We start from the raw sequence: 25,366 nt of genomic DNA, 5'->3' as shown, positions 1-25,366 counted from the left end.
TCGCGTATTTGCAAATTTTGAGAGAACGTCATACAAACGACATGTGAATAGCCCCCGCCAATCTTACATGCGATACCATAAAGACCGCATGCAGAGGGGTCCTGTGTCCACGCTCCGGGCCGTTTGGTGTCCGGCCGCTTTCGCCCCTCGCGTCTGAATGTCGTGCCGGGCGATGCGCCCGCTGCGCTCCGGAGATTAGGAAAGGTTGGTTCGATGACGCTCCTCGAACTCTTCCAGCTGCTGAAGAAGCATCTGCAGCTGGTCGTCGCGCTGCCTCTGGCGTGCGCGCTGATCATGGCGATAGCGAGCTTCGCCGTCATGCACAACACGTATACCGCGCGCACGAGTATGTATATTCTCGCCGCGTCCTCCCCGGAGAGCCAGAGCGCCAACTACAGCGACCTCACCGCATCCCAGCTTATCGCCAACGACGTCGCGACGCTGCTCAAGAGCGACCGCGTCGAGGCGGAGGCCGCGCGCACCCTCGGCCTCGAGGACCTCTCCGACTACGAGGTGAGCGTCACGAGCGAGACCACCACGCGCGTCATCTCCATCTCCGTGACCGGTCCGGACGCCGAGGGTGCCGCCGCCGTCGCCAACGAGATGGCCAAGCAGGTCTCCGTCGTCGCCCAGGACGTCAAGATGGCCGATTCCATCAACGTCATCGACGAGGCTGTCGCCCCCGAGGCCCCGAGCGGCCCCAACCGTCCGCTTTACGTTGCAGTCGCCCTGATGGGCGGTCTGTTCCTGGCCGTCGCCGTCGTCGTGCTCCAGGACATGCTCGATACGCGCATCCGCGGCGCCGAGGAGGTCGAGGAGCTCCTCGGCATCACCGTCGTCGGTCGCATCCCCGCTATGAAGGGCGGTAAGTAATATGGCGAAGAAGAAGGCCGGCGCCGACAAGCTCGTCGTCCAGAACGCCGCGAAGACCCTGCTGGCGAACATCCGCTTTTCCAGCGTCGACAACCCCATCCGCGTAATCACCCTCACGTCCTCGACGCCGAACGAGGGCAAGTCCACCGTCGCGCTCAACCTCGCTCAGGCCATCGCGACGAGCGGCAAGAGCGTGGTCCTCGTTGAGTGCGACATGCGCCGCCGCTCCCTTGCCGACATGATCGGCGCCCGCACGCGCGGCGGTCTCTACGCGGTGCTGTCTGAGCAGATGACCATCGAGGAAGCGGTCGTCGAGACGAGCCAGAAGAACCTGTACTTCCTCGATTCCGAGCCGCATATTCCCAACCCCGCCGATATCATCGCGTCCAAGCGCTTCCGTCGCCTCGTGGAGGCCCTGCGCGAGACCTTCCAGTACGTCATCTTCGATACGCCGCCCGTGGGCACGTTCGTCGACGCGGCGGAGGTCGGCCACCTCTCCGACGGCGTCCTGTTCGTCGTCCGCGAGAACTTCGCGAAGCGCGCCGAGGTCCAGGCCGCATTCGACCAGCTCCGTCGTGCCGAGGTCAACGTCATCGGTGCCGTCATGAACTACTGCGAGGCCGAGACGAGCGAGTACTACTACTCCTATTACACCAAGGACGGCAAGAAGGTTCGCAAGTCCGACGACGTGCAGGCGGTACCGCAGGGCAAGGGCGCCCAGGGTGCGTCGTCCGGCCTCGCCTCCTCGAGCCGCTTCGGCCGATAAGAGGAATACGGAGTCCAGGACATGCGCGACATCCATTGCCATATCCTTCCCGGCGTCGATGACGGTGCCGCCGACCTCGCGGAGAGCCTCGCGATGCTCGACGCCGCCCGCGCCGCGGGCGTCACGAGCATCGTGTGCACCCCGCATTGCCGCGAGCCGTATTTCGACTATGACGCCATGTGGGACGCTTACGAGCTGCTCGTCGCCCATGCCGGGGGATTTCCCTTGCAGATGGGCTTCGAGGTGAACCACGCCAAGCTCATGGATCTTGGCATGGAGTGGGCCGACGTGCTGCATTTCGACGGGTCAAACGAGTTTCTGCTCGAGCTCTCGACCCGTGCGGGCAAGATGGAGTTCCAGGAGTACGAGCGCACGATCTACGAGCTGCAGGGCATGGGCTACGAGGTCATCATCGCGCACCCCGAGCGGTATCGCGCGATCCAGGAGGATATCTCCGTCGCCAAGCGGCTCATGAAGATGGGGTGCAAGCTCCAGGCTTCTTCCGACTTCATCGCCGGCGGTCGCCTGGGTCGAGAGAAGAAGCCTGCCAAGCTCATGTTCGAGGAGAACATGTACACGTTCATCGCGAGCGACGCGCACATGGTGGAGCATTACGGCTATCTTGCCGAAGCCCGCTCGAAATTCCGCGTGCGCGGACGACATATGCGCGCTTAGGTATGCGAGGCGCCGTCGGATTCCCGGCGGCGCTTTTTCGTTTGAAGAATATCTAAGTCTTAAGCACTCAGGTTTTATGAGCGTGATATTGGGTACGATGCAGAACGTTTGAACATATGGGCTGCGATACGCCCCGCGTGGCGAAGCGGAAAGGACGAACGATGCGCGCATTCAAGACCGAGAGCAAGAAGCTTCTCGACCTCATGATCAACTCCATCTACACCAACAAGGAGATCTTCCTCCGCGAACTGATCTCCAATGCCTCCGATGCGGTCGATAAGCTCAACTTCAAGAGCCTTTCCGATGCGAGCATGGAACTCGCCGACGGCGATCTCGCCATCCGCATCTCCGTTGACGAGGGCGTCCGCACGCTGACCGTCTCCGACAACGGCATCGGCATGAACGCGGACGAGCTCGAGCGCAATCTCGGGACGATCGCCCATTCGGGCAGCGAGGAGTTCAAGTCGGAGAACGCCGAGAGCCAGGGCTCGGAGGTCGATATCATCGGTCAGTTCGGCGTCGGCTTCTACTCTGCATTCATGGTGGCGAAGCACGTCCGCGTCGTATCGCGCGCCTTCGGTTCCGAGGAGGCGAACGCCTGGGATTCCGACGGACTCGAGGGCTATACCATCGAGCCCGCCGAGCGCGCCGGGCACGGCACCGATGTCATTCTCACCCTGCGGGACGACGAGTCGGCGGAATCCGGCGAGGCCGGCGAGGACTACGGCCGCTACCTCACTGAATGGACGATCAAGGACCTGGTGCGCCGGTACAGCAACTACGTGCGCTACCCGATCCAGATGATGGTGACCAAGAGCCGCCAGAAGCCCAAGCCCGAGGACGCCGGCGACGACTACACGCCGGAGTGGGAGGACTACAAGGAGCTCGAGACGCTGAACTCCATGACCCCCATCTGGAAGAAGCGCGCGGCGGATGTGTCGCAGGAGGACTACGACGAGTTCTACAAGTCATCGTTCCATGATTTCGAGGCTCCGCTCCGCACCGCCTCCTTCCATGCCGAGGGGGCCCTGGAGTACGATGCGCTGCTCTTCATCCCCGGACGCGCGCCCTTCGACCTCTACAGCAAGGACTACGAGAAGGGCCTGGCACTCTACAGCTCCAACGTGCTCATCATGGAGAAGTGCGCCGACCTGCTTCCGGACTACTACAACTTCGTGCGCGGCGTCGTCGATTCCCAGGACGTCTCGCTCAACATCAGCCGCGAGACCCTTCAGCAGAACAGGCAGCTGCGCGCCATCGCCCGGCGCGTCGAGAAGAAGGTGACCTCCGAGCTCGAGGACATGCGCGACAACGATCGCGAAGCCTACGAGACGTTCTTCGATAACTTCGGGCGCGGGCTCAAGTACGGGATCTACTCGAGCTACGGTATGAAGGCCGACGAGCTGGCCGACCTTTTGCTGTTCTGGAGCGCGCGGGAGCAGAAGATGGTCACCTTGGCGGAGTACGCGGCAGCGATGCCGGAGGGTCAGCAGGCCATCTACTACGCTGCGGGCGATTCGCGCGAGCGCCTCGCCAAGATGCCGGTCGTGACCGGCGCCCTTTCGCGCGGTTACGACGTCTTGCTGCTCACCGCCGATGTGGACGAGTTCACCTTCCAGGCCATGCGCGAGTACGTCGCCCGTGACATGCCGAAGGTCTACGAGGACGACGCCGCCCGCGCGGCAGCGGAGCAGGCTGTCGCAGACGGAGCCGAGCCCGAGCTCGAAGACCGGCGCATCGAGTTCAAAAACGTTGCGGCCGGGGATGTCGACTTGGCGACCGACGAGGAGAAGGAGGACGCCCAGCGCGCGACCAAGGACAACGAGGCGCTCTGCGATGCCATGTGCGCGTCGCTCGACGGCAAGGTCGAGAAGGTTGCGGTCTCGGCTCGCCTGACGGATGCGCCCGCCTGCATCACGACCGAGGGACCGCTGTCGCTCGAGATGGAGAAGGTTCTCGCGCGCGGGCCGGAGGCGGCATCCGACGACCTGCCGAAGAGCCGCCGCGTGCTCGAGCTCAACGCGAAGCACCCGGTCTTCGAGAAGCTCGTGGCGGCCCAGGAGGCGGGCGACACCGATAAAATCGGCCTGTACGCCGGTTTGCTGTACGACCAGGCCCTGCTGGTCGAAGGCATGCTTCCCGAGGACCCGGTCGCGTTCGCGGCGCGCGTATGCGAGCTGATGTAGCGCTTATCGCAGGTTAGGGCCTCGACGAGCGACCGCCCGCCCCTCGCTGTCGCGCGGGGCGGGCGGTCGCTGTTTGCAAAGGGCGGATTTGTGGTAGAAGCACAAGCAGTGCAAGGCGTATCCGGCGAAGCCGGCGATGAGATAGGGGAGACGATGGACGGGAAGCTTCGGGGCGCGGCGGCGAACGCCGGAAAGGTCGCGGCGGTCTTCGAGGGCGGGAGCTTTCGATGCCAGTTCACCGCCGGCGTCGTGGACGTGCTGCTCGAGAACGGCATCGATGCGGACGCATGCTACGGGGTCTCTGCGGGAGCGCTTTCCGGCTTGAACTACAAGTCCCGTCAGATCGGCAGGCCGAACCGCGTCAACCTGGCATTTTGCAACGATCCGCGCTACATGGGCGCGAAGTCGCTGGCGACGAGCGGGAGCATCGTGGGCTACGACTTCCTGCTCAACGACGTGCAGGACCGTATCGACCCGTTCGACAACGAGGCCTTCGGCGCCAATCCGATGCGGCTGTTCGCCGCGGCGACGGATATCGTCTTCGGTACCGCGGCGTATCTGGAGGTCGAGAACGCGGTCCTCGATATCGAGCGCCTGCGCGCGACCACTTCCCTGCCGCTCGTCACGCCGCCGGTCGAGATCGACGGCCATCGCTACCTCGACGGCGGCATCGCCGACTCCGTGCCCATCGAGCACGTGCTCGAGGAGGCGGGGTACGGTCGGGCACTCGTGGTGCTCACGCAGGACCGCGGGTACACGAAGGGCCCTTATGAGTTCATGGGGGTCGCCCGGGCGCGGTATGCGGAGTACCCGTATCTGCTCGAAGCGCTCGAGAGCCGGCATGCGCGCTACAACGCGCAGCGCGAGCATATCTGGGAGTACGAGCAGCAGGGGCGCGCGCTCGTGCTCGCGCCCGATCATCCAGTCGAGGTCGCGCATGTCGAGCACGATACCGAGAAGCTGCTCAGGCTCTATATCGAGGGACGCCGCGCGGCGCTTTCCCGCCTCGATCAGATCAGGGAGTTCGTCGAGGGGTAGCGAGCGGGGTCCAGACGGCGCGCCGCGCCTCCGCCGTACCGGCGGGAGGCGCTGACATGTGCAGAAAGTCTGCGATGGGGCAGATTGTTCGTTGACGAGCCGCGTGAAGGCGGTATTATTGACAAGTTACTTTGCAGAGCCCCGTGAATCTCTGTTAAGACACGTACTGTACATGGAGGAGTCAAGTGATTCAGAAGTCGACTCACTACGCCAAGCAGGGTGAGGTTTCCCGCAACTGGGTCCTCATCGATGCCGAGGGTGCTGTCCTGGGCCGTCTCGCCACCCAGATCGCCATGATCCTGCGCGGCAAGAACAAGCCCCAGTTCACCCCCAACTCTGACTGCGGTGACTTCGTGGTGGTCATCAACGCCGATAAGGTCCAGCTTACCGGCAACAAGGCCGACCAGAAGGTCTACTACCGTCACAGCGGCTACAATGGCGGCCTCAAGGCGGAGAGCTTCCGCGTCGCTATGGAGAAGCATCCCGAGCAGGTCATCGAGCGCGCCGTCCGCGGCATGCTCCCCAAGACCACCCTGGGTCGCGCCCAGCTCAAGAAGCTCAAGGTGTACGCCGGTGCCGAGCACCCGCACGCCGCTCAGAACCCCGTCAAGATTGAGGTGGAGGCATAAAGATGGCTGAGAACACCGTTGTTTACTACGGCACCGGCCGTCGCAAGAACGCCGTTGCCCGCGTCCGCATCGTCCCCGGCACCGGCAAGGTGACCGTCAACAAGCGTGACGCCGCCGAGTATTTCGGCCGCCAGCAGCTCGTCGAGAACGCGCTGGCTCCCTTCAAGGTCACCGACACCGCCGGCACCTTCGACGTCATCGCCCTGTGCGACGGCGGCGGCATCACCGGTCAGTCCGGTGCCCTCCGTCTCGGTATCGCCCGTGCCCTCCTGAAGGCCGGCGACTACCGTGCCGACCTCAAGCGCGCCGGTTTCCTCACCCGCGACGCCCGCGTCGTCGAGCGCAAGAAGTACGGCCTCAAGAAGGCCCGTCGCGCTCCGCAGTTCTCCAAGCGCTAATCGCTTCCGGAGCTTACGCTTTCAAAACGGGGCCTGCCGAATGTTCGGTGGGTCCCGTTTTTTCGTATCATATAGAGCTATGGCCGCCTGGCGGCGACCGTACGGACGCAGAAGATCCGGTCGTCAGCGCGAGCCGGACAGAGCGAAGGGACAAGGCTTATGAAGTATTTCGGCACCGATGGGTTCCGCGGGGAGGCCGGCAGCGCCCTCACGGTCGAGCATGCGTACAAGATCGGTCGCTTCGTGGGCTGGTATTACGGCGCGCGTTTCGAGCGCAAGGCCCGCATCATCGTCGGAAAGGATACCCGCCGTTCGAGCTACATGTTCGAATCCGGTCTCGTTTCGGGCCTCGTGGCCTCCGGTGCCGACGCGTACCTGCTGCATGTCATCCCGACGCCGGGCGTCGCCTACGAGACGATCGACGGGCGCTTCGATTGCGGCATCATGATCTCGGCGAGCCATAACCCCTACACCGATAACGGCATCAAGCTCATGAACGGCGAAGGCTGCAAGATGGACGAAGAGGTCCTCGAGCTGATCGAGGACTATATCGACGGCAAGAGCGAGGTTCCCTTCGCGACGGGTGACGAGATCGGCTGCACGGTCGATTACATGCAGGGTCGCAACCGCTATATAGCCCACCTGATCGCCAGCGCCAACTTCTCGCTGCAGGGCATGAAGATCGGCCTGGACTGCGCGAACGGTTCGGCTTCCTCGGTCGCCAAGCCGGTGTTCGATGCGCTCGGTGCCGACGTTCGCGTCATCAGCAACGCTCCGGACGGCTTCAACATCAACGTCGACTGCGGCTCCACCCATATCGAGCGCCTGCGCCGTCACGTCGTGGAGCAGGGCCTGGACGTCGGATTCGCCTACGACGGCGATGCCGACCGTTGCCTGGCCGTGGATGAGCGCGGCAACGTCGTCGACGGCGATCTGATCCTGTACGTGTGCGGCACGTATCTGCACAAGCACGGGCGCCTCACCGCCGGCACCGTGGTGCCGACCGTGATGAGCAACCTCGGCCTCTTCCGCGCGTTCGACCGGGCCAACCTGCGCTACGAGACCACTGCGGTCGGCGATAAGTATGTCACCGCCTGCATGCGCGAGAAGGGCTACAGCCTGGGCGGCGAGCAGTCTGGGCACATCATCTTCGGTGACATCGAGACCACGGGTGACGGCATCATGACGTCTCTGCGGGTCATGGAGGTCATGCGAGCCGAGCGCGAGGCGCTCTCCACGCTCTGCGCACCCGTGCAGATCTTCCCGCAGGTGCTCGAGAACGTGCGTTCCGAGCGCAAGGCCGAGCTCGATGGTTGCGCGCCCGTCTGGGATGCCGTCCGCGCTGTCGAGGAGCGTCTGGGCGAGCGCGGGCGCGTGCTCGTGCGCACCTCCGGTACCGAGCCGCTCGTACGCGTCATGGCCGAGGCCGCGACGCAGGAGGAGGCGCAGGCCGCGGTCGACGAGATCACCGAGGTCGTTAAGCGCGAGCTCCCCTAACCGAGGCCTCCTTCGTTCCCTTTTCTGGGTGAAGTAGGGTAGGATATGGGGTGCTGATTACTGCACGGGTGATCTAGGGGGAACATGTTCGACGGGTTTCTCAAGTCGATTGGCCTGCGCACGCGAAGCAAGACGCTGCTTTCGCCGCTCGCGGGCAAAGTGATTTCGCTCTCAGAGGTTCAAGACCAGACGTTCGCTGCCGGCCTGCTCGGTCAAGGCGTCGCCGTCGTGCCGACGGGCGACAAGGTCGTCGCTCCCGCCGACTGCAAGGTCGAGGCTGTGTTTCCGACGGGCCACGCAGTCGCTCTCCACACCAACGATGGGCTTGATGTGCTCATTCATATCGGCCTCGATACGGTCAAGCTCGACGGGAGGCATTTCGGCGTTCGCGCGTCGGTGGGACAGGCGGTCAAGCGCGGAGACGTGCTGATCGAGTTCGATCGTGCCGCCATACAGCGGGAAGGGTTCGATGTGACGGTGCCCATCCTCGTGTGCAACGCGGTGGAGTTCGCCAGCATCAAGGGTAACGTGGGGGCCTCCGTCTCCGAGCTTGACGAGCTGATCTCCGTCCGCTGCCGTTGATTGGAGACGCTGCATCGACCGGTCCTCGCCAGGGATGTTTCGCGCCAAAAGGGTCCGTCCCTTTTGGCGCGTTTCTTTTGCCGTGCTTGCCGCGCGGTGCGTCCAGTGACCTTGAGCGGGTAGCCGTGGAGACGCATACGCTTCCGTCCGCTTGCTGGCGAGCGCTTGTCTTTTGCTATGAAGATATGACATAGTAGAACATGTCCGACCCGATTGGTTCGGGCTGCCGTGGACGGGCAGGGGCCTCGACACGGGAGTTCTTTTCATCACGCGCGACCTTGCCCTGAAGAGTTCGCGCTCACGTTGGTCGCGGCCGACGCGGGCCGCAAGGGGCTGGGACGTTTTGTCCTAGATGGAAAGGAGCGCGTCATGAAGATTATCCATGCAACCGATTATGAGGACATGAGCCGTAAGGCGGCGAATCTTATCGCCGCCCAGGTCACCCTTAAGCCGAACTGCGTGCTCGGCCTTGCCACGGGTTCCACCCCGATCGGCACCTATAAAGGGCTTGTCGCCAAGTATGAGGCGGGCGACCTCGATTTCTCCGAGGTGAGTTCGTATAACCTCGACGAGTATCGCGGTCTGACCGGTGACGATCCTCAGAGCTACCGCTACTTCATGAACGACAACCTCTTCGACCATGTGAACATCGACAAGTCGCGCACGTTCGTGCCCGATGGCTCCAATATGGACGCCGAGGCCAACTGCGCCGCATACGACGGGCTTGTCGGCGCCGCCGGCTATCCCGACCTGCAGCTCCTCGGCATCGGCAACAACGGCCATATCGGCTTCAACGAGCCGGACGATCACTTCTCCTGCGGTACCCACTGCGTGGACCTCACCGAGTCCACGATCGAGGCGAACAGCCGCCTGTTCGACCGCATCGAGGACGTCCCGCGCCAGGCCTACACCATGGGCACCCAGACGATCATGTTCGCCCGTCAGATCCTGGTGCTCGCAAACGGCGAGAAGAAGGCGCAGGCGGTGCACGACATGTGCTTCGGCCCGATCGCGCCGTCCTGCCCCGCCTCGATTCTGCAGCTTCATCCCAACGTCGTCGTCATCGCCGACGACGAGGCGCTGGCGCTCTGCAAGGACAAGCTGGCGTAGTCTTTCATCCATGAGACGCTGCGCACGCGGCGTGTGACGCGCTCCGGTAAGGCCGGGGCGCGTTTTTTTATCGCGCTTCAACGGTGATCGACGGTGCGCATGGATGCAACACGGAGCGTGCGGCTACCCAACGCAGTTATCAACAACTTCAACAGCCTGGCCATAAGAAGTGAGGTTGAAATTGTTCGGATGAGCAGGAGGCGATATGTAAACCATAATAACCCCTCGTCAAAAGGGGGTCTCATAAACTATGTCATAAGGGGGAGTGACACCCGGTTTCGGATCGCATGCGAAGATGCTTGCGCGTATCTGACGGCGCCGGCAAAGTTGATGGAACCGTGGAGTGGAATCGGGGCGTGGCGGCCGTAGAGTGGGGCCACTCGACACGTTGGGAGGAACGATGGATGAACGGATGGCGGATAGCGGGGGAGCGGAGGGGCTCGTCGCATATGCCGATCATGAGAAAACGGCGCTCGGCGTGTACGCGGGGTTGATCGTGAAGCGAGATCGGCTGTTGCATGACCTGGCGATGCATGGCAAGGATATGGGGATCTCGGTCGTCTGCGCCCCGCGCGGTTTCGGTGTGAGCGCCCTTCTGAGGCAGTATGTATCCGTTGTGCAGTCCGACCCCGCGCGAGGTGCGGCAACATATCTCGATGTCGCGCGTCTCGATTGCGCCGGGGTGATCGAGGCGGTGGAAGCTGCCTGCAAGGCGATGCCGGCCGGTTCGCACCCTCTGCTCGCCCTCGACCATCTTCCTCGCTTCGATCGAGATGCGTCGGAGCGAATCGCATCCACGCTGCGGGCGCTGCGGGAGCACGATGTCGAGGCGGTGGTTGGTTGCGTCCCCATCGCTCGGCCGTTCATGCAGGCCATGGGGGATGCGCACAAGGTTTCGGCGCAGCATCTGCTTGTGCGCCCGGACGAATATCGCGCCTGGGCGCGCGCGTTCGCCTTGTCTCCTGCGTTGGACGTGTATGAGTTGACCCGGGGCGTTCCGGCGCTCGTGGCGCTCTTGGAACGGTGCGTGGGCCGTGAGCCGGGATACGAGGCGTTGGATGCGGGGACGGCTGAGATCCTGTCCGACGCGCTCGTCCAGATGCGCTCCGCGCGCGATCCGCTGTACCGGATCGCATCGCTTATGGTGCTGACGGGATCGGGGGCGTTGCATACGTTCGCCGCCGTAGGGCTCAGGTTGCGTTCGGGGCTCATGGAGCGGCTTGCGCACGATTGGCCTCTGTTCGGCGTGGACCTGACGGAGCAGACCTACCGCTGCCTGGGCTCCGGGGCCGCCATCCGACCGCTACGGGAAGAGTTGGCGCGTCGGCGTCCGGCATTCGCCGAGGCCGCGGCCCGCATGTTGATGCTTTCGGGCAGGGTCGACGAATCGGTCGCTTTCGCCGAGGCCTATCTCGATGAGCGGGCTCGGCTCGATCTCGTCGCGGAGTTCCCTGCCGACCTCACGCTGGCCGGTCACGCGCGCTTCATCGGGGACTCGATCGCGGAGGCGGGGCGCGTCCCGCGTCCCCATGCTCACCCCGGGGCGCTGACGGCGACGTACATGGTCTCGCTGCTGACGGGGGAGTATCGGATGGCCCGTAAGATGGCGGCGGAGCTGGGGAGGCGAGCGGACGAGATACGCTCTGCGGTCTCGCCGCGGCAATGGGCGGCGGCGGTGGCGCTTGCGCGCGGATGGAGGACATGCTCGGGGATCGAGCTCCCGTATCTTCCGGCAGAGCATGCCGTGTCGGCGTCGGGGGAAGATGCGTATCTGCTGGATGAGCATGCGAGGATCTACGCGGAGATCATGGGAGGCACGGGGCCGATAGAATGGCACGATGTCGTGGACAGGCTGTCATCGCGCCCGACATCGAACGCCGTGGACGTGCCGCGCCTGCTGCTCATGGCAGACGGGTGTCTTGACCGCGCTATACATGAGGGTGGAGGCGTGGCGGCGGGGATCTCTCGCATGGAGGGGCTTTTGAAGCCTGTCATCGAGCGCGGCTTATTTGCCCTTGCGGTCAGGATCCGCATGACCGTCAACGTATGCCGTCTGGTTGAGGGCGAACCGATGGAGGACGAGCGGGGATTCATGGATGCAGGCGCCGCCGCCGTGCGTGAATCCGATCAGCTCACCCAGTTGTTCTGCATGGTGGCGGAAGGATGGCAGGACCTGATTGCCGGCCAGGCGGTAAATGCCCAATTCCGCGGCCAGCAAGTCATGCGGCTCGCAGGTTCGGCGAGGACGATGCTGTACGGTTGGGGCAGATTGCTCGACCGCGTGGCGCATTTGAGGAATACCTCTCCGCTCGGCATCGCGGACGAGGCGGAGATGCTCGACCTGTCCGAAGAGTGCGCGGATCCCGCCGAGGCATGGACCATTGCGCTGCATCTCTCCGCAGCCCGTCTCGACTCTGAGCTCGCGGCGTGGTTCTCGCTGCATAAACACGTTTTGCTCGTCGACTCGATCCGGCCTATAGCGCGCGTCGCGATATCGGTGCTGGGCGAACGCGCGGCATCGTTGTGCCGGATACTGCCCGATAGGGTTCGGGACGCCTACCGAATGGATGCTTCGGGAAGCGGGCCTGACGAGACGCTGTACGACGTCGTGGTTTCCCGGGAACGGGATACCGAGATGGGTCAGTTGGTCTTCAGCCTGTTCGGAGGCTTCCAGGTTTCAAAGAACGGGCACGCCCTCACCGATTCGATGTGGAAGCGGCGCAAAGCATGCGTTGTGGCTGAGCGGCTTGCGCTCGATATCGGTGTGTTCGTGACGCGCCGTGAGCTGATCGATATGCTGTGGCCGACGAAGGAATACGGTCGCGCCCGTTCCTGTCTGTACGTGACGCTGTCGGCGCTGCGTGCGGCAATGGGGCAGCACGAGACGGGCCCGCAGTACCTGTTGACCCAAGGGGAGGGTCTGGCGCTGAATAGGGAGTTCGCGACATCGGATACGAACCTGTTCGACACCCTCGCCCGCGAAATCCTGACGCACGGGGACAGGCTCGACGCGAAGCAGACGGTCGAGGCATGCCTCAAGCTGGAAGGGATCTATAAGGGACCGTTGCAGGTGCCGGATGCGGGAGACACCTCGCTGTTCGCGCGCATGAGGGATATGTACGCGTCTAAGTACGTCGACTGCATGGTGCGGGGAATCGACGAGGCGCTCGACGTGGAGAATCTGTCTGCAGCGGGTTGGCTGGCCGAGGCGGCGTTGCGTCAGGAGCCGAATCGAGAAGACTTGATCCGTCGCGCGATGAAGGTGTACGGGTTGATGGGCAGACGTCGCGAGGCGGCGCGGGTGTACCAGGCGCATCTGGGCTATCTCCAACGAGAGCTGCACGATGCGCCCGAAATCGAGACGCGGGAGATGTACGAGCGCGTGGTCGGTCCCGGGAAAGGTGAGCTGCTGATATGAAGCGGGCACGGCATTGCGCCGTGCCCGAACAGGGAATGCGAGGATGAGGCTAGACCAGGACGATCTTCTCGATGTCTTTGCGAGATGAGGGGCGATACAGGGTGAAACGATGGCCGATAACCTGTACGACATCGGCCCCGCAACGCTCGGCGAGCAACTCCGCCGCTTCACGGCAGGAGAGGTCGGATCCATCCTGGACGGAGCACTTGACGAGTTCGTGCGCTTCAAGGCTCTCGACGGTCTGCGCGACGACGGTATCGCTGACGTCTCCACGGCCGATCTGGACAACGGGATTGAGGTGATGGGCAAGGCTGCGGAGCTGGCGAACCTGTTTGCCGGTGAGTGCCATGTAACGACTCGCTTTCTGGGATGAAGGTGTGTGCCGGGTCGTGGCCGGACGTCGAAATCTTTGTCGTTGAGGATAGCATGAGGAGTTCGAACGCGGGGCGTCTGCACATAAGAAGCGGGGGCATATCTGCGGATACGCCCCCGATAGAAAGATGGATGCACGGCCCTTTTAGTTCTTGAGGGAGTTCAGCGGAGCGGGGAACCGTCCTCCGCGGTGCGCGAGAACGGTGCCGGCGTGCGGGTTGACGGGCATGATGGGTGCGCGTCCGAACAGGCCGCCGTAATCGACGCACTCGCCGACGCCCTTGCCGATTGCGGGGATGACGCGGACGGCGGTGGTCTTGTTGTTGATGACGCCGATCGCCATCTCGTCGGCGATGATGCCGGCGATGGTCTCGACGCTCGTGTCGCCGGGGATGGCGATCATGTCGAGGCCGACGGAGCAGACGCAGGTCATGGCCTCGAGCTTCTCAAGGGTGAGCGCCCCGGACTCCGCGGCGGCGATCATGCCGGCATCTTCGGATACGGGGATGAAGGCGCCTGAGAGGCCGCCGACGCTGGAGCTTGCCATCACGCCGCCCTTCTTTACCGCGTCGTTGAGCATGGCGAGGGCGCACGTGGTGCCGGGTCCTCCGCATTGGCCGACGCCGATGATCTCGAGGATGCGCGCGACCGAGTCTCCTACCGCGGGGGTTGGGGCGAGGGAGAGGTCGACGATGCCCTTCTCGACGCCGAGGCGACGGGCGGCCTCGCGGCTCATGAGCTCACCTGCGCGGGTGATCTTGAAGGCGGTCTGCTTGATCTTCTCGGCCACCTCCATCATGGATGCGGTGGTTGGGAGCTCCTCGAGGGCGGCGGCCATGACGCCCGGGCCGGAGACGCCGACGTTGATGACCGCATCGGCTTCGCCGGAGCCGTGCGTCGCGCCGGCCATGAAGGGGGAGTCCTCCACCATGTTGGCGAAGACGACGAACTTCGAGGCGCCGACGGACTCGTTGTCGGCGGTGAGCCGGGCGGCGTCGAGGACGGTTTGGGCGACCATCAGCACGGCATCCATGTTGATGCCGGCGCGCAGGCTGGCGACGTTGACGCTTGAGCACACGCGGCTGGTGCCGGCAAGGGCTTCAGGGATGGACTGGATGAGGCGACGGTCGGCATCGCCGATGCCCTTGTGGACAAGGGCGGAGAAGCCGCCGAGGTAATCGATGCCGAGGGTGCCGGCGGCACGGTCGAGCGCGTGAGCGAGCGGCGTCAGGTCCTCTTCTTTGCAGGCTGCGGCGATCTGCGCGACAGGCGTCACGGAGACGCGCTTGTTGACGATGGGGATGCCGTACTCGCGCTCGAGGTCCTCTGCGGTTGTCACGAGGTGCTCGGCGGTAGAGGTCACGTGGTCGTACACCTTGGTGCACATGCGGTCCAGGTTTTCGTCGGCGCAACCCATGAGCGAGATGCCCATGGTGATCGTGCGGATGTCGAGGTTCTGCTCGGAGACCATGCCACGGGTCTCGGCGATTTCTGCAGGCGTGATTGACATGAAGTCTCCCATCGTACGCGATCGTGTCGGCGTCTATTTTAGCGTCGGGCGCCGCCGCCGTGCGGCGCATCCTTCTGCTGCCCGGAAGTTTTACAGCGCGCCGTCACCGGGCTCGCGACCACAGTACGCCCGCTCCTGGGCGACCATGATCTGCAGCTGCTTGCGCTTGACGAGGAATAGGCAGATGGGCACGAGCGTGACCGTCACGCCCGCGGCGACGAGCGTTCCTTGGACCCCGAGCATCGCTGCGAGCGCGCGCGCGGCGAACAGCGGCACGACGCCGGCGAAGTTGAACCCTGCAGTCATGGCGGCGTTGACGCGCCCGATGTTCTCCAGGGGCGTGTGCACCTGGATGAGCGTGTCCTTGATGGGACCGAACGCGGCGAAGAAGAACCCGAGGGCGAGCTGTCCTGCGCAAGCGATGCGGACATCCGAGGTGGAGACATACAGAAGGCTGCCGCCGCCTGATAGCGCGAGGACCGTGAGCAGGGTTCGAACGTTGACGTGATGCCGCGGAATGGCGCCCACGGCGAACGCTCCGACGATACCCCCGACGCCGGAGAGCGCCGAGAGCCATCCCATCCAAGACGCCCCGACCCGGAGCACATCGCGATAGAAGAGCGATTCGAGCGGATCGAACGCGCCATAGCCGAGGAAGGAGAGCATGGTGCACCAGAAGAGCAGGTTGAGCACGCGGGAGGAGCGTATCGATTTGAATCCGTAGAGCGCGTCCGGGCGATCCTTCCCGCCCTTCCCGCTGCCCTGGCGCAAGGTGCGCAAGGGGCGCATGACGGCGGCCGGCACGAAGGCGAGCAGGGAGCAGGCGGTCATGAAGAGGAAGACGGTCTGGGTGGGGGCGACGGTGGCAATGGCGCCGCCGACGAGGGGTCCGACGATGATGCTGACGTTGGTGGCGACGGTGATGCCCGAGTTGATGCGCTTGAGCTCGTCGACGCGGTCGGTGAGATATGCGGGATAGGACCGGGGGATAACGTCGGCGGCGCCCATGGCGTAACCGAATAGCGCGGCTCCGAGGTAGAGACCGGGAACCGAGCGGGCGAGCACTTGGTAGAGCAGGCCTATGACGACAAGGGACGAGGCGCAGATGCGGAAATGCGCGCGCATGCCGAGGCGATCCAACAAGGTTCCGCTCTGCATGGAGCCAAATGTCATGAACAGGTTGAGGAGCCCCACGGCGATGGCGTTATCGAAGACGCCTCCGCCCAACGTGAAGGTGAGGGTGCCGAGCACGCCGATGAAGTAGGACGACATGCCCCCGAGATAGAGGAGGATCCTGACAGCGATGAGGGCCGCGGCCTGCTGGCGAACCGCGGCGGGGTCGTGGGACTGAGAGGCGGGTGCGGGCATGGGCTGCTCCGTGCGAACGTTTCGTATGCTGCTCGTGACGCAAGTCTAGCGCAACGTTTGCGACGATGCGTCTCCGATCTCCGGACATGCTTGGGTGTCGGGACGTGTGGCTTTGCAGACGGCGTGCGGCGAAGTCTTCATCATGCTACTATATTGTTTTCAGGTGGCGCCTCTGCCGCCTTGAACCTTGACAGGTCGACGCCGCATCAAGCGGCGGCCAGCGGGCATGCGCCCGCACGACCCTCGCCATGAGGGGCCGACTGGTTTCGACACGATAGCTCTGAGAGAGGAAGCAGGCCGTGGTCTCCTCGCCACGCTAAACAGGGGTACCGTCAAAATGAATTGACAAGAATTCTTCTTTTGAGCCTCAGCTGGCTCTCGCTGCTTAGTTAGATAGCGGCGCGTCAACCCGGTGATTTCCCCGACACCGGCGCGACGTCATCTTAGGGGAATGCTCCCGCGCACGTGATCGGTATGGCGCGGGCTAAGATCGAACCGGTTGGGACGCCGCGAGCGTGTCGCTCCGCGCAACGCGTCCGAGATCAAACGAGCGACTGAGCCTGGAGATGCCGATCAGGGGGCTTTCGTGGACCGGAGTTCGATTCTCCGCGGCTCCACCAAATGTTATGTCGCTGGTAGCATATAGCTGCCAGCGGTTTTGTTTTGCGTATGAGCCGCGGAGCATCGAACTCTGTGCAGCGCGCAAGACGCGCTGGCGTCGCGGCGGGCTCGCATCTGCATGGCGGATGCCGCCGGCCCGTTCGTCGATGACCCTTGAAACGTAAGCATACGAATGTAGCGCGACGAAAGATACGGTTGTTCGCATCTTTCGCTTGTCGACGTCGCATGAAGGCTGCGCAGATAAACTTGCAGAATATTTTTCAATCTGTACGATAGGCGAAAATATCTTTCATCGGTACATACCTGCAGGGAGGATGACATGTACGACGAACAGAACGAGCAGCTTGCCCAGGCCCTGGTCGGTCTCGGCGCGACCGTCGCAAAAGCGATCGAGTCGGATAAGATGGCCGGTGCATCCAATATGCCGACCGGCCTTGTCGTTGATACGCTGCATGCGCTGGGCCAGCAGTTGCCCGATGCCGAGCGTGCAGCGCGCCTGCAGGCCGTTCGCGATGCTGCCCGCAGCGTGAGCGATTGCACCGGGGTCGCTGCGGAATGGTTCGACGGTGCCATCGTTCAGGGGTCTCTGAAGGCCGACCTGTACGGTGCGGCGCGTCGGATCGCGCGCGTCGCCTCTTCGCGCGGTGCCGGTCACCGTTCCGTCGGAACGTGGCTTTGCCGCGCCCTCGCCGCCATCGCGTCCCAGGGCAACGATGACGCGGAGGAGCGCCTGTCGGAAGCGCCTTCCATCATGGCTGTCCTTGAGAGGGCGTAAGGTCGGAAGACGCGACGCGATGCGCGTCGCGTTGCTCTAGCGTCGATTGCTTCGCGGCGGTCCTTCTTGATGAGGGGCCGTCGCGTTTCGTCTAAAATGGCTGCGATCACATAGGAGATTGAAAGGGCGGCGGCATGGCGCAGAGGGTAATCGAGACGGACGCGCACGCGGAGGATTCCGCCTATGCAATCGGCCGCATCCATTCGATCGAGAGCATGGGCACGGTCGATGGGCCGGGGATCCGCTTCGTGGTCTTCACACAGGGGTGCCCCATGCGTTGCGCATACTGCCACAACCCCGACACCTGGGCCGTCGATGCGGGGAGCCTCGTATCGGTCGAGACCCTCGTTTCGGAATTCGAGAGCAACCGCGCCTTCTATCGTTCGGGCGGCATCACGGTTTCCGGTGGAGAGCCGTTGCTCCAGCCCGAGTTCATCGCCGACCTGTTCCGTGCGATGCACGAGCGCCCTGCCGGGCGCGTCCATACCTGTCTCGACAGCTGCGGGTACGCGTATGACCCGGAGCACCTCGAGCGCTTCTCCGCCGTCCTCGACGAGACGGACATGGTGCTTCTCGACATCAAGCATTCCGACCCCGCGGGCCATCGCGAGCTCACGGGGCGCGACCCCGAGCGCATCCTTGCGTTCGGCGCCGAGCTGGCGCGCCGCGGCATCAAGACGGTGATTCGTCACGTCATCGTCCCCGGCATCACGGACAGCGAGGAGGAATGCGAGGCCCTCGGGCGTCTGATCGCCCCGTGGCGCAACGTGGTGGGGCTCGAGCTTTTGCCTTACCACGTGATGGGGGTCTCGAAATACGAGCAGCTAGGGATACCCTATCGCCTTGCGGGCGTGGAGCCTATGGACAAGGCGCGCATACCCGCCCTTCGCGAAGCCGTGCTGCGCGGCATGCGTGTGGGCCGCGCATAGGGCGGTTGTCCGTAGCCTTGCTTCGACCTCGGTTGGCCCAGGGGGTTTGACCCTTCGTCGGATAAAAGGGCGTTGAGCGTTGCCGATTAAAAGGTTCTACAGGCTGTCAACGGTTCGAAACTCATATTTATCGCCTCGGTAGTGCGACAGGATGTACTCGAACGGCCGACCGTCCGCCAAGAAGCCAATCTGCTCAATCTCCAGGAGAGGTGTGCCGTAGGCGATCTGCATCCGCGCCCGCTCCTCCGTGGTGGGCATAACGGCGCGGACCGATTTGTGGGCGCTTCCTATCTTCAGGCCTAGATTGCGCTCGATGAACGTCCGGATAGGCTTGCTCGCGTACTCGTACTTGAATCTCGCCGCCAGCTCGAGCGGGATGAAGATGTACTCGAGTAGGAACGTTTCGCCCGCCTGCTTGCGTCCGCGCGTGACGCTGTACGTGAAGCTCTTCTTCTCTAGGTCGAGTGCGCGGCAGACGGCGGGTTCCGGCTGTACGACGTTGAAGTCGTAGACCTCGATCGTCACGGGCTTTTCGCCACCTCGAGCGTCGTCGCCGGCATCGTTAACGATCTGGTTGTACTTGTTCCAATAGGAGTCGGCCTCAGTGGCGATGCTCTTGACGTACATGCCCGACCCGCGGCGGCGCGCGATGAGGCCTCGGTTCGAAAGCTCGTTTATGACCTGCGTGATCGTGCTCTTGCTGACGTTATAGGTCTGGCAGAGCTCCTTGACGGTGGGCAGCTGGTCATATGCCTTGAGGAGGCCGTCGTTGATGGCGTTTTCGATATCTTCAGCGATCTCCTCGTACTTATACACCGGCTGCCGCCCCTCCTTACAGTGTGGCTTCGAAACTTCTAATCATTCTACCCCTGCATGTGAAATCGGGTCTTATAAAACCGACATACAGCCTTTTACCGTCTCGTTATGACCGTTTATATAAATCGAAACACATTTGAAAGTATACCGGGATAATATTCAAACCGTACTGATACGGATCATGAAGCGTCGCGGTTACGAAGGAGGAACGGGCGTATCGGATCCGTGCTGGTCGGCGAGGGGCGCAAGCCAGGGTTCTCAACACAAGGAGGGCGATTGCGTGAAGACTCTGACCATCAAGAACGGACGGTTGATATCACCGGTCAACGGGCTGCACGGCGATGCTGGCGACATCGTTGTCAAGGACGGTCGCATTGCGGAGGTTGGCAGCGACCTGGAGGCTCAGGGGGAGGTCATCGACGCGAAGGGGCGCTACGTCACGCCCGGGTTCATCGACATCCACACCCATTGCTATCCCAAGGCGTTTTTAGGTCTGTCCCCCGATGTCCTGGGTCTGGACCGCGGCGCCACGACGATCGTGGACGCGGGCAGCAGCGGATCGGATACCTATGATGATTTCAGATCCAACTATATCGATACCGCCCAGACAAAGGTGTTCACGCTTTTGAACATATCGCGCGAGGGCCTTATCCGGGGGCACGAGCTCGACGACCCGGCGAAGGTCGACGTCGCATCGGCGATGGCGTGTGCGCGGGCGCATGCGGACAACATCGTGGGACTGAAGGCGCGCGCGAGTGCGAGCGTCGTCGGCGACCAGGGCCTTGCGCCGATTTCCGTGGCGGCTCAGACCGCTCATGAGCTTAAGCTCCCGCTCATGGTCCATGTGGGCAACTATCCTCCGGCGCTTGGCGAGGTCATCGACCTGCTCGACACCGGGGACATCATCACGCATGCCTTCCACGGGAAGCCGGGCGGCATCCTGAACGAGGACGGCACGATCATTGCGCAGGCCGTAAGGGGTCGCCAGCGCGGCGTCCGCTTCGATGTGGGCCACGGTGTGGCGAGCTTCGCGTTCAAGACGTATCAGCGCGCCATGGCGGCGGGATTCGACTGCGATTCCATCTCGAGCGACCTCCATGTGCAGAACTGGGGCGGCCCGGTTTTCGATATGGCCACGACGCTCTCTAAAGTCATGGCATGTGGCGAGCCTTTCGAGGACGCTATTTCAAAATGCACGAGTGCGCCCGCGCGCTACTTCGGACTCTCTGGCTTGGGCGAAATAGCGCCTGGCATGGTCGCCGACCTCAACATCGTCACGGTCGATGAGGTCTGCGAGACCGTCGAGGACGCGATGGGGGAGCGCGTGGTGCTCGATCGGCGCATGCGCGTGCACACGACGATTTACAGCAGGGGTGATACGAGTGCTGTCATCGACCGAGCTTAAGGAGCGCTGCCAGAACCTCGCCGATGTCGATGAGGCTATCTGCGCGGAGTACGAGGCAATTGGACGCATCTACGATACGTTGGGCGTGACGATGGATGAGGTCGCCGACTTGATGTTTTCCAACCACGTGATGTGCCTGCTCAAGCGCATCCAAACGGGCGAGTACGTGCCGCCCATGGACGAGGGACTGTTCTCGGAGCTGACCGATCGCGCCCGCTCCATGGCAGAGGAACTCGTGGGCGGTGCGTTCAAGAAAGCGGGTCAGGAGCCCGACAAGACCGAGGTGTTAATGCTCGCGACGCATCTTGATGTTGCCATGGCGAAGAAAGGGGATCAGGGCAATGAGTAAGGAAATACTCGTCGTTATCGGACACCGGCTGGGCAAGGGTGATGCGATTGCCCGAGGTGTGGAGAAGGCCGGCGGCAAGGCGTACGTGATTCCGGGCATGGCGGCGGATATGAAGCTTGGTGACGTCATGAATGAGATGGGCGCCGATTTGGGCGTCAGCCAGTGCGGTAGCGGTGGCGCCGGTGCGCTGACCGCTCAGACCAAGTACGGTTACCCGGCACGCTACGAGCTTCGCAGTGTTGATGCGGCATGCACTGCCGTCAAGGAGGGTTGCAAGGTCGTCGGGCTGGGATTTTTGGATACCGAGGAGCTGGGTGAGCGTCTCGTGCAGGCCTACCGCGAGGCGCATGGGGATGAGTAGCGATAAGCGCGTCGCTGCAGACGGATCGGATGTGCAGCTTTTGGAGGAAATGGAGCACACCATGACCGTGAGCGCCCGGGGCGAGTCGCTCCAGGATCTCACGGGAAAGCTGTTCCAGAAGATGCGCAAACAGATCTTCCAGGAGATTTCGCAGCCCATTATCCACATGGAGGCGAAAGCCGTGTATTTCGATCAGGTCGATGTGGAGGAGACCACCGAGCACTTCATGCTGTTCTTCTGGCCTCGTCAGAAAAAGACCTATGAGGTGACGGCTCGCATCGTCGTGGATGTGAAATACCTGAACATCAACGAAAGGGGATAGACACATGATTGAGGTACTCATCTATTCGCTGATCATCGGTGCGGTCGGCGGAGGCTGCCTGGCAGCGGGCGCGGCGCGCATGTTCCGCGCCCCCGAGGTCCAGGCCATGGGGTCGTTCCGCACCCTGGGCGAGCTGAACGCCTGTGGCGGGGACCCGATCTCGCACTTCTCGTTCGGCCTGGGCTTCCTGTTCTCGTCCGCAGCATCCGCCGTCGCGGCAGGCGCGCTCACCCAGGACGTCTTCCACCGCATCGTCCCCAACTGGGCGGCGAGCATCCTGCTGTTCGGCAACAAGAATGTCGAGGAAACCCTGCAGAATCCCGCGAAGATGCTCTTCGCCGGAGCGGGTGTGGGTGCCGTCGTGGTTGCGTTCCTGAACACCCTGTCCGCGGTTATCCCCGAGAAGCTCTCCACGATCGCTTCCGAGGTCCTGGTGCCCGCGACCACCTATCTCATCAATCCCGTCATGCCTGCCATCTTCTGGCTGGCGGCGATCGACGGCGGCAAGATGTGCGGCATGTGGGCGACGGTCCTCGGCGGCGTTTCCGCGTTGGTCACCGGTAACGCGCTGCCCGGCCTCGTGCTCGGCATCCTGGTCGGCAAGTCCGCCGAGGAGAACGGCTACAAGTCCAACGTCGTGCGTATCCTGATCGCGGTCGTCGTCATCATGTTCGTGGCCATTGCGTATTTCCGCGGGTTCTTCGATCAGTTCTTCGTTGCCGCGGCTTAAGAGGGGAGTGAACGGAATGGAAAAGGAAAACCTGTCCTTCATGGACAAGCTTAACGAACTCCTGATGAAGGATTGGACTTTCATCCTGCTCGTCATGGGTGCGGCGGCCTCGATCTTCGCCGGCACGTATCTGTATATCAGCCATGGCACCGGCGCTTTCAACGAGGTCTCCATTGTGGCCATGCTTCAGGGTGGCATGGAGACGGGCGATTATAGCGCCGCCGCGGGCTTCGCCGCCGGCTTCCTGATTGCGCGCATCCTCGAGGGCCCGCTCGTCGGTCTTCTCGATATCGGCGGCTCCCTCATGACCGGCGTGGGCATCGGTATCCCGGGCCTGCTGCTCTCCATGGGCTGGGATTTCCCGTTGTCCAACTTCTTCGTCGCGCTCCTGTTCGGTGCCATCGTGGGCGTCGTCATCGGTGGCGTGATCATCGCGATCCGCAAGCTCGTCCCGAGTGGTGTCGCCGTGGGCGGCACGGGCATCATGATGGGCGCGGGCAACGCGTCCGGACGCTATCTCGCTCCCATGATCGTCATCTGCGCCGCCTCCTATAACGTGTACGCAGGCATCGGCGCGATCATCGGCTCCGCCATTTTCTACAAGTGGGGCAAGGAGATGACCGGCGGCGCGATCCTGGGTGCCATGATCATGGGCGCGATCTTCATCCCCTAGACGATTCTCGCATCCATGTAACGAACGCTGCGCGCCCGGTGATACTGCCGGGCGCGCGATAAGGAGGGGAACATGAGCGTTTACACGGAGATCGGCCTGCCCCGCGTCATCAACGCGAGCGGCCGCATGACGAAGCTCGGCGTGTCCACCATCAGCGACAGGGTCGCTCGGGCGGCTGTGGCGGGCGGTCAGTCCTACGTGGTGATCGACGACCTTATGAAGCGTGCGGGGGAGCTGATCGCCGAGCACACGGGGGCGGAGGACGCCTGCCCCACCTCGTGCGCATCGGCCGCCATCGCGCTATCGGTTGCCGCGCTTGTCACGCGCGGCAGGTGGAGTGACGTTGCTCGTCTGCCCGATTCGACGGGCCTGCCTAACGAGATCGTTATCCAGAAGGGCCATTCGGTGGAGTATGGCGCACCCATGCCCACGATGATTCGCCTGGGCGGAGGCGTTCCGGTCGAGGTCGGTTGCGCGAACGAGGTCGTGCCGGCCGATATCGAGGAGGCGATCACTGCCAAGACGGCCGCTCTCTTCTACGTGAAGAGCCACCATTGCGTCCAGAAGGGCATGGTCGACATCGAGACCATGCGCGATATCGCACACAAGCATGGCCTTCCGTTCATGATGGACTGCGCCGCGGAGGAGGATTTCCGCAAGTACATCGCGCTCGGCGCCGACCTGGTCTGCTACAGCGGCGCGAAGGCGCTCGAGGCGACGACGTCCGGGTTCGTCTGCGGCCGCGCGGACATCATCGATGCGGTCCGCAAGCAGTACCACGGCATCGGCCGCGCCATGAAGGTCGGCAAGGAGCAGATCATGGGCCTGCTCGAAGCGCTCGACCAGTACGACGAGCGCGATCACGAGGCGCAGGCGCGCCATAACCTCGACACCGCGACGTGGCTTGCCGACCATATCGGAGCCATCGGGGGCCTGAAGGCCCAGGTGATTCAGGACGAGGCGGGGCGTGCCATCTGGCGCTGCCGCGTGGAGCTCGATGCTGGCGCCGTTGTCGGCAGGACGATGTCGGAGGTCAACGACGCGCTGTTGGCGGGCGATCCGACCGTGTGGACCCGCACGGAGTTCCTGAACCTCGGCAAGATCGACTTCGATCCGCGTCCGCTCGTCGAGGGCGATAAGGAGCTCATCGTCGAGAAACTTCAATCGATTATTATGGAGGGATAACACTATGGCCACTGGAATCAACTACTACAACGACCGCGTGTGCCTCAATGTCCTGGCGGGAAGCTTGGACAACGCCCGCGAGATCTACGCGGCCGCCGAGAAGCACGTCGAGGTCGGCGTCCTGACCGCCGACTACCCGGATGTCTCGAGCGCGATCGAGGACATGGAGAAGTACATGGACGTGCTCGAGGGCAACCTCTCGGTCGGCCTGGGCGGCGGCAACCCCAACCAGTGGCGCGCCGTGGCCGAAGTGGCCAAGAAGATCAAGGCGCACCACTTCAACCAGGCCTTCTGCGCCGTGGGCTGGACGCGCGCCAACGTGGGCAACGACGACTGCCACATCAATGCCATGATCTCGCCCTCGGGGACGCCCGGCCTCGTGCGCGTCTCCACCGGCCCGCTGTCCCGCGAGTGCTCCGAGCCTGCCGACATCCCCGTGGCGACCGCCATCGCCATGATTAAGGAGATGGGCGGAAACTCCATTAAGTTCTTCCCCATGGGAGGACTGAAGTGCGCCGACGAGCTTCGCGTCGTCGCGCAGGCCTGCGCCGAGGCTGATTTCTGCCTCGAGCCCACCGGTGGCATCACGCCCGAGAACTTCCGCGAGATCATGCAGATCATCCTGGACGCCGGCGTGCCCAAGATCATCCCGCATGTGTACAGCTCCATTATCGATAAGGAGACCGGCTGCACGAAGATTGACGAGGTCGAGAACCTCATGGTGATTGTCAGGGAGCTCGTCGGCTAGTCCCGCAGCCGAAATACACGCTCCTCTATC

Annotated in this window: 25 protein-coding genes and 1 other RNA gene; 22 read left to right on the top strand and 4 right to left on the bottom strand. The window is 63.2% G+C overall.

All coding sequences use genetic code 11. The annotated features are described in order from the left end of the window. Positions 1–213: 213 nt before the first annotated feature. The 11 genes from BQ7355_RS00675 (at position 214) to BQ7355_RS00625 (ending at position 13,172) form a co-directional block, all read left to right on the top strand. A complete protein-coding gene (locus BQ7355_RS00675) occupies positions 214–873 on the top strand; it encodes a YveK family protein (protein ID WP_072414446.1) in 660 nt (219 codons plus the stop codon). 1 nt (position 874) lies between these two features. Continuing rightward, the gene (locus BQ7355_RS00670; protein WP_083581350.1) at positions 875–1,639 is read left to right on the top strand and encodes a CpsD/CapB family tyrosine-protein kinase; all 765 of its coding nucleotides are present in this window, start codon (positions 875–877) and stop codon (positions 1,637–1,639) included. Positions 1,640–1,660: 21 nt separating this feature from the next. Next, on the top strand, positions 1,661–2,314 hold the full coding sequence (locus BQ7355_RS00665; protein ID WP_072414445.1) for a CpsB/CapC family capsule biosynthesis tyrosine phosphatase: 654 nt from the start codon (positions 1,661–1,663) through the stop codon (positions 2,312–2,314). Positions 2,315–2,475: 161 nt separating this feature from the next. After that, positions 2,476–4,500, top strand: a complete 2,025-nt coding sequence (gene htpG, locus BQ7355_RS00660; protein ID WP_072414444.1) for a molecular chaperone HtpG — start codon at positions 2,476–2,478, stop codon at positions 4,498–4,500. Between the two features lie 153 nt (positions 4,501–4,653). Continuing rightward, the gene (locus BQ7355_RS00655) at positions 4,654–5,538 is read left to right on the top strand and encodes a patatin-like phospholipase family protein (RefSeq protein WP_072414443.1); all 885 of its coding nucleotides are present in this window, start codon (positions 4,654–4,656) and stop codon (positions 5,536–5,538) included. A gap of 185 nt (positions 5,539–5,723) precedes the next feature. Next, complete coding sequence (gene rplM / locus BQ7355_RS00650; RefSeq protein WP_072414442.1) at positions 5,724–6,167, top strand: 50S ribosomal protein L13; 444 nt, start codon at positions 5,724–5,726, stop codon at positions 6,165–6,167. 2 nt (positions 6,168–6,169) lie between these two features. Continuing rightward, positions 6,170–6,565, top strand: coding sequence for a 30S ribosomal protein S9 (gene rpsI, locus BQ7355_RS00645; RefSeq protein WP_072414441.1), 396 nt, complete (start codon positions 6,170–6,172; stop codon positions 6,563–6,565). A gap of 159 nt (positions 6,566–6,724) precedes the next feature. Continuing rightward, the gene (glmM, locus tag BQ7355_RS00640; RefSeq protein WP_072414440.1) at positions 6,725–8,062 is read left to right on the top strand and encodes a phosphoglucosamine mutase; all 1,338 of its coding nucleotides are present in this window, start codon (positions 6,725–6,727) and stop codon (positions 8,060–8,062) included. Between the two features lie 84 nt (positions 8,063–8,146). Continuing rightward, on the top strand, positions 8,147–8,644 hold the full coding sequence (locus tag BQ7355_RS00635) for a PTS sugar transporter subunit IIA (RefSeq protein WP_072414439.1): 498 nt from the start codon (positions 8,147–8,149) through the stop codon (positions 8,642–8,644). Between the two features lie 369 nt (positions 8,645–9,013). Beyond that, positions 9,014–9,754 carry a glucosamine-6-phosphate deaminase gene (gene nagB / locus BQ7355_RS00630; protein ID WP_072414438.1) on the top strand — a complete coding sequence of 247 codons (741 nt, stop codon included), beginning with the start codon at positions 9,014–9,016 and terminating at the stop codon, positions 9,752–9,754. A gap of 343 nt (positions 9,755–10,097) precedes the next feature. Next, the gene (locus tag BQ7355_RS00625) at positions 10,098–13,172 is read left to right on the top strand and encodes an AfsR/SARP family transcriptional regulator (RefSeq protein ID WP_159430423.1); all 3,075 of its coding nucleotides are present in this window, start codon (positions 10,098–10,100) and stop codon (positions 13,170–13,172) included. A 49-nt stretch (positions 13,173–13,221) separates the two neighbouring features. On the opposite strand, the gene yhbY is transcribed toward BQ7355_RS00625, so the two are convergent. The 3 genes from yhbY to BQ7355_RS00610 form a co-directional block, all read right to left on the bottom strand. After that, complete coding sequence (gene yhbY / locus BQ7355_RS00620; protein WP_072414436.1) at positions 13,222–13,521, bottom strand: ribosome assembly RNA-binding protein YhbY; 300 nt, start codon at positions 13,519–13,521, stop codon at positions 13,222–13,224. A gap of 168 nt (positions 13,522–13,689) precedes the next feature. Continuing rightward, positions 13,690–15,054: a PFL family protein gene (locus BQ7355_RS00615; RefSeq protein ID WP_072414435.1), complete on the bottom strand. Its 1,365-nt coding sequence runs from the start codon at positions 15,052–15,054 to the stop codon at positions 13,690–13,692. 90 nt (positions 15,055–15,144) lie between these two features. Continuing rightward, the gene (locus BQ7355_RS00610) at positions 15,145–16,422 is read right to left on the bottom strand and encodes an MFS transporter (RefSeq protein WP_072414434.1); all 1,278 of its coding nucleotides are present in this window, start codon (positions 16,420–16,422) and stop codon (positions 15,145–15,147) included. A gap of 252 nt (positions 16,423–16,674) precedes the next feature. On the opposite strand from BQ7355_RS00610, the gene ssrA reads away from it, so the two are divergent. From ssrA to pflA, 3 genes are all read left to right on the top strand, one after another. Next, positions 16,675–17,042, top strand: a transfer-messenger RNA (tmRNA) gene (gene ssrA, locus BQ7355_RS00605). A gap of 320 nt (positions 17,043–17,362) precedes the next feature. Continuing rightward, complete coding sequence (locus BQ7355_RS00600; protein WP_072414433.1) at positions 17,363–17,818, top strand: hypothetical protein; 456 nt, start codon at positions 17,363–17,365, stop codon at positions 17,816–17,818. 134 nt (positions 17,819–17,952) lie between these two features. Further along, positions 17,953–18,747: a pyruvate formate-lyase-activating protein gene (gene pflA, locus BQ7355_RS00595; RefSeq protein ID WP_072414432.1), complete on the top strand. Its 795-nt coding sequence runs from the start codon at positions 17,953–17,955 to the stop codon at positions 18,745–18,747. Between the two features lie 96 nt (positions 18,748–18,843). On the opposite strand, the gene BQ7355_RS00590 is transcribed toward pflA, so the two are convergent. Next, positions 18,844–19,563, bottom strand: coding sequence for a GntR family transcriptional regulator (locus BQ7355_RS00590; protein ID WP_072414431.1), 720 nt, complete (start codon positions 19,561–19,563; stop codon positions 18,844–18,846). Positions 19,564–19,843: 280 nt separating this feature from the next. On the opposite strand from BQ7355_RS00590, the gene BQ7355_RS00585 reads away from it, so the two are divergent. The 8 genes from BQ7355_RS00585 (at position 19,844) to dagF (ending at position 25,336) form a co-directional block, all read left to right on the top strand. Beyond that, the gene (locus tag BQ7355_RS00585; protein ID WP_072414430.1) at positions 19,844–20,968 is read left to right on the top strand and encodes an amidohydrolase/deacetylase family metallohydrolase; all 1,125 of its coding nucleotides are present in this window, start codon (positions 19,844–19,846) and stop codon (positions 20,966–20,968) included. Further along, positions 20,946–21,317, top strand: coding sequence for a PRD domain-containing protein (locus BQ7355_RS00580; protein WP_072414429.1), 372 nt, complete (start codon positions 20,946–20,948; stop codon positions 21,315–21,317). Before BQ7355_RS00585 ends, BQ7355_RS00580 begins: the two co-directional genes overlap by 23 nt. After that, complete coding sequence (locus BQ7355_RS00575; RefSeq protein ID WP_072414428.1) at positions 21,310–21,678, top strand: SFCGS family glycine-rich protein; 369 nt, start codon at positions 21,310–21,312, stop codon at positions 21,676–21,678. The genes BQ7355_RS00580 and BQ7355_RS00575 overlap by 8 nt, the downstream gene beginning before the upstream one ends. After that, positions 21,671–22,000: a DUF4312 family protein gene (locus BQ7355_RS00570; protein ID WP_159430422.1), complete on the top strand. Its 330-nt coding sequence runs from the start codon at positions 21,671–21,673 to the stop codon at positions 21,998–22,000. The genes BQ7355_RS00575 and BQ7355_RS00570 overlap by 8 nt, the downstream gene beginning before the upstream one ends. A 4-nt stretch (positions 22,001–22,004) precedes the next feature. Beyond that, entirely contained in the window at positions 22,005–22,730 is a 726-nt protein-coding gene (locus BQ7355_RS00565) for a DUF4311 domain-containing protein (RefSeq protein WP_072414426.1), read from the top strand. Positions 22,731–22,746: 16 nt separating this feature from the next. After that, positions 22,747–23,403, top strand: a complete 657-nt coding sequence (locus BQ7355_RS00560; protein ID WP_205407535.1) for a DUF4310 family protein — start codon at positions 22,747–22,749, stop codon at positions 23,401–23,403. Positions 23,404–23,475: 72 nt separating this feature from the next. Further along, positions 23,476–24,588 carry a DgaE family pyridoxal phosphate-dependent ammonia lyase gene (locus BQ7355_RS00555; RefSeq protein WP_072414425.1) on the top strand — a complete coding sequence of 371 codons (1,113 nt, stop codon included), beginning with the start codon at positions 23,476–23,478 and terminating at the stop codon, positions 24,586–24,588. Between the two features lie 4 nt (positions 24,589–24,592). Continuing rightward, complete coding sequence (gene dagF / locus BQ7355_RS00550; RefSeq protein ID WP_072414424.1) at positions 24,593–25,336, top strand: 2-dehydro-3-deoxy-phosphogluconate aldolase; 744 nt, start codon at positions 24,593–24,595, stop codon at positions 25,334–25,336. Positions 25,337–25,366 lie beyond the last annotated feature (30 nt).

It is taken from the genome of Collinsella phocaeensis (genome assembly GCF_900119895.1).
GTDB classification, from domain to species: domain Bacteria; phylum Actinomycetota; class Coriobacteriia; order Coriobacteriales; family Coriobacteriaceae; genus Collinsella; species Collinsella phocaeensis.
The sequence above is the reverse complement of the archived record's forward strand: the minus strand, read 5'-3'. Positions and strand labels throughout refer to the sequence as shown.

What these genes read in the sequence shown, in the direction of transcription:
- BQ7355_RS00560 (WP_205407535.1), top strand. Translation starts at nt 22,747, where the DNA reads ATGGAAAAGGAAAACCTGTCCTTCATGGACAAGCTTAACGAACTCCTG.
- BQ7355_RS00565 (WP_072414426.1), top strand. Translation starts at nt 22,005, where the DNA reads ATGATTGAGGTACTCATCTATTCGCTGATCATCGGTGCGGTCGGCGGA.
- BQ7355_RS00675 (WP_072414446.1), top strand. Translation starts at nt 214, where the DNA reads ATGACGCTCCTCGAACTCTTCCAGCTGCTGAAGAAGCATCTGCAGCTG.
- pflA (WP_072414432.1), top strand. Translation starts at nt 17,953, where the DNA reads ATGGCGCAGAGGGTAATCGAGACGGACGCGCACGCGGAGGATTCCGCC.
- rpsI (WP_072414441.1), top strand. Translation starts at nt 6,170, where the DNA reads ATGGCTGAGAACACCGTTGTTTACTACGGCACCGGCCGTCGCAAGAAC.
- BQ7355_RS00635 (WP_072414439.1), top strand. Translation starts at nt 8,147, where the DNA reads ATGTTCGACGGGTTTCTCAAGTCGATTGGCCTGCGCACGCGAAGCAAG.
- BQ7355_RS00600 (WP_072414433.1), top strand. Translation starts at nt 17,363, where the DNA reads ATGTACGACGAACAGAACGAGCAGCTTGCCCAGGCCCTGGTCGGTCTC.
- BQ7355_RS00575 (WP_072414428.1), top strand. Translation starts at nt 21,310, where the DNA reads ATGAGTAAGGAAATACTCGTCGTTATCGGACACCGGCTGGGCAAGGGT.
- BQ7355_RS00665 (WP_072414445.1), top strand. Translation starts at nt 1,661, where the DNA reads ATGCGCGACATCCATTGCCATATCCTTCCCGGCGTCGATGACGGTGCC.
- glmM (WP_072414440.1), top strand. Translation starts at nt 6,725, where the DNA reads ATGAAGTATTTCGGCACCGATGGGTTCCGCGGGGAGGCCGGCAGCGCC.
- nagB (WP_072414438.1), top strand. Translation starts at nt 9,014, where the DNA reads ATGAAGATTATCCATGCAACCGATTATGAGGACATGAGCCGTAAGGCG.
- dagF (WP_072414424.1), top strand. Translation starts at nt 24,593, where the DNA reads ATGGCCACTGGAATCAACTACTACAACGACCGCGTGTGCCTCAATGTC.
- BQ7355_RS00670 (WP_083581350.1), top strand. Translation starts at nt 875, where the DNA reads ATGGCGAAGAAGAAGGCCGGCGCCGACAAGCTCGTCGTCCAGAACGCC.
- BQ7355_RS00555 (WP_072414425.1), top strand. Translation starts at nt 23,476, where the DNA reads ATGAGCGTTTACACGGAGATCGGCCTGCCCCGCGTCATCAACGCGAGC.
- yhbY (WP_072414436.1), bottom strand. Translation starts at nt 13,521, where the DNA reads ATGGCACTCACCGGCAAACAGGTTCGCCAGCTCCGCAGCCTTGCCCAT.
- BQ7355_RS00610 (WP_072414434.1), bottom strand. Translation starts at nt 16,422, where the DNA reads ATGCCCGCACCCGCCTCTCAGTCCCACGACCCCGCCGCGGTTCGCCAG.
- htpG (WP_072414444.1), top strand. Translation starts at nt 2,476, where the DNA reads ATGCGCGCATTCAAGACCGAGAGCAAGAAGCTTCTCGACCTCATGATC.
- BQ7355_RS00615 (WP_072414435.1), bottom strand. Translation starts at nt 15,054, where the DNA reads ATGTCAATCACGCCTGCAGAAATCGCCGAGACCCGTGGCATGGTCTCC.
- BQ7355_RS00655 (WP_072414443.1), top strand. Translation starts at nt 4,654, where the DNA reads ATGGACGGGAAGCTTCGGGGCGCGGCGGCGAACGCCGGAAAGGTCGCG.
- BQ7355_RS00570 (WP_159430422.1), top strand. Translation starts at nt 21,671, where the DNA reads ATGAGTAGCGATAAGCGCGTCGCTGCAGACGGATCGGATGTGCAGCTT.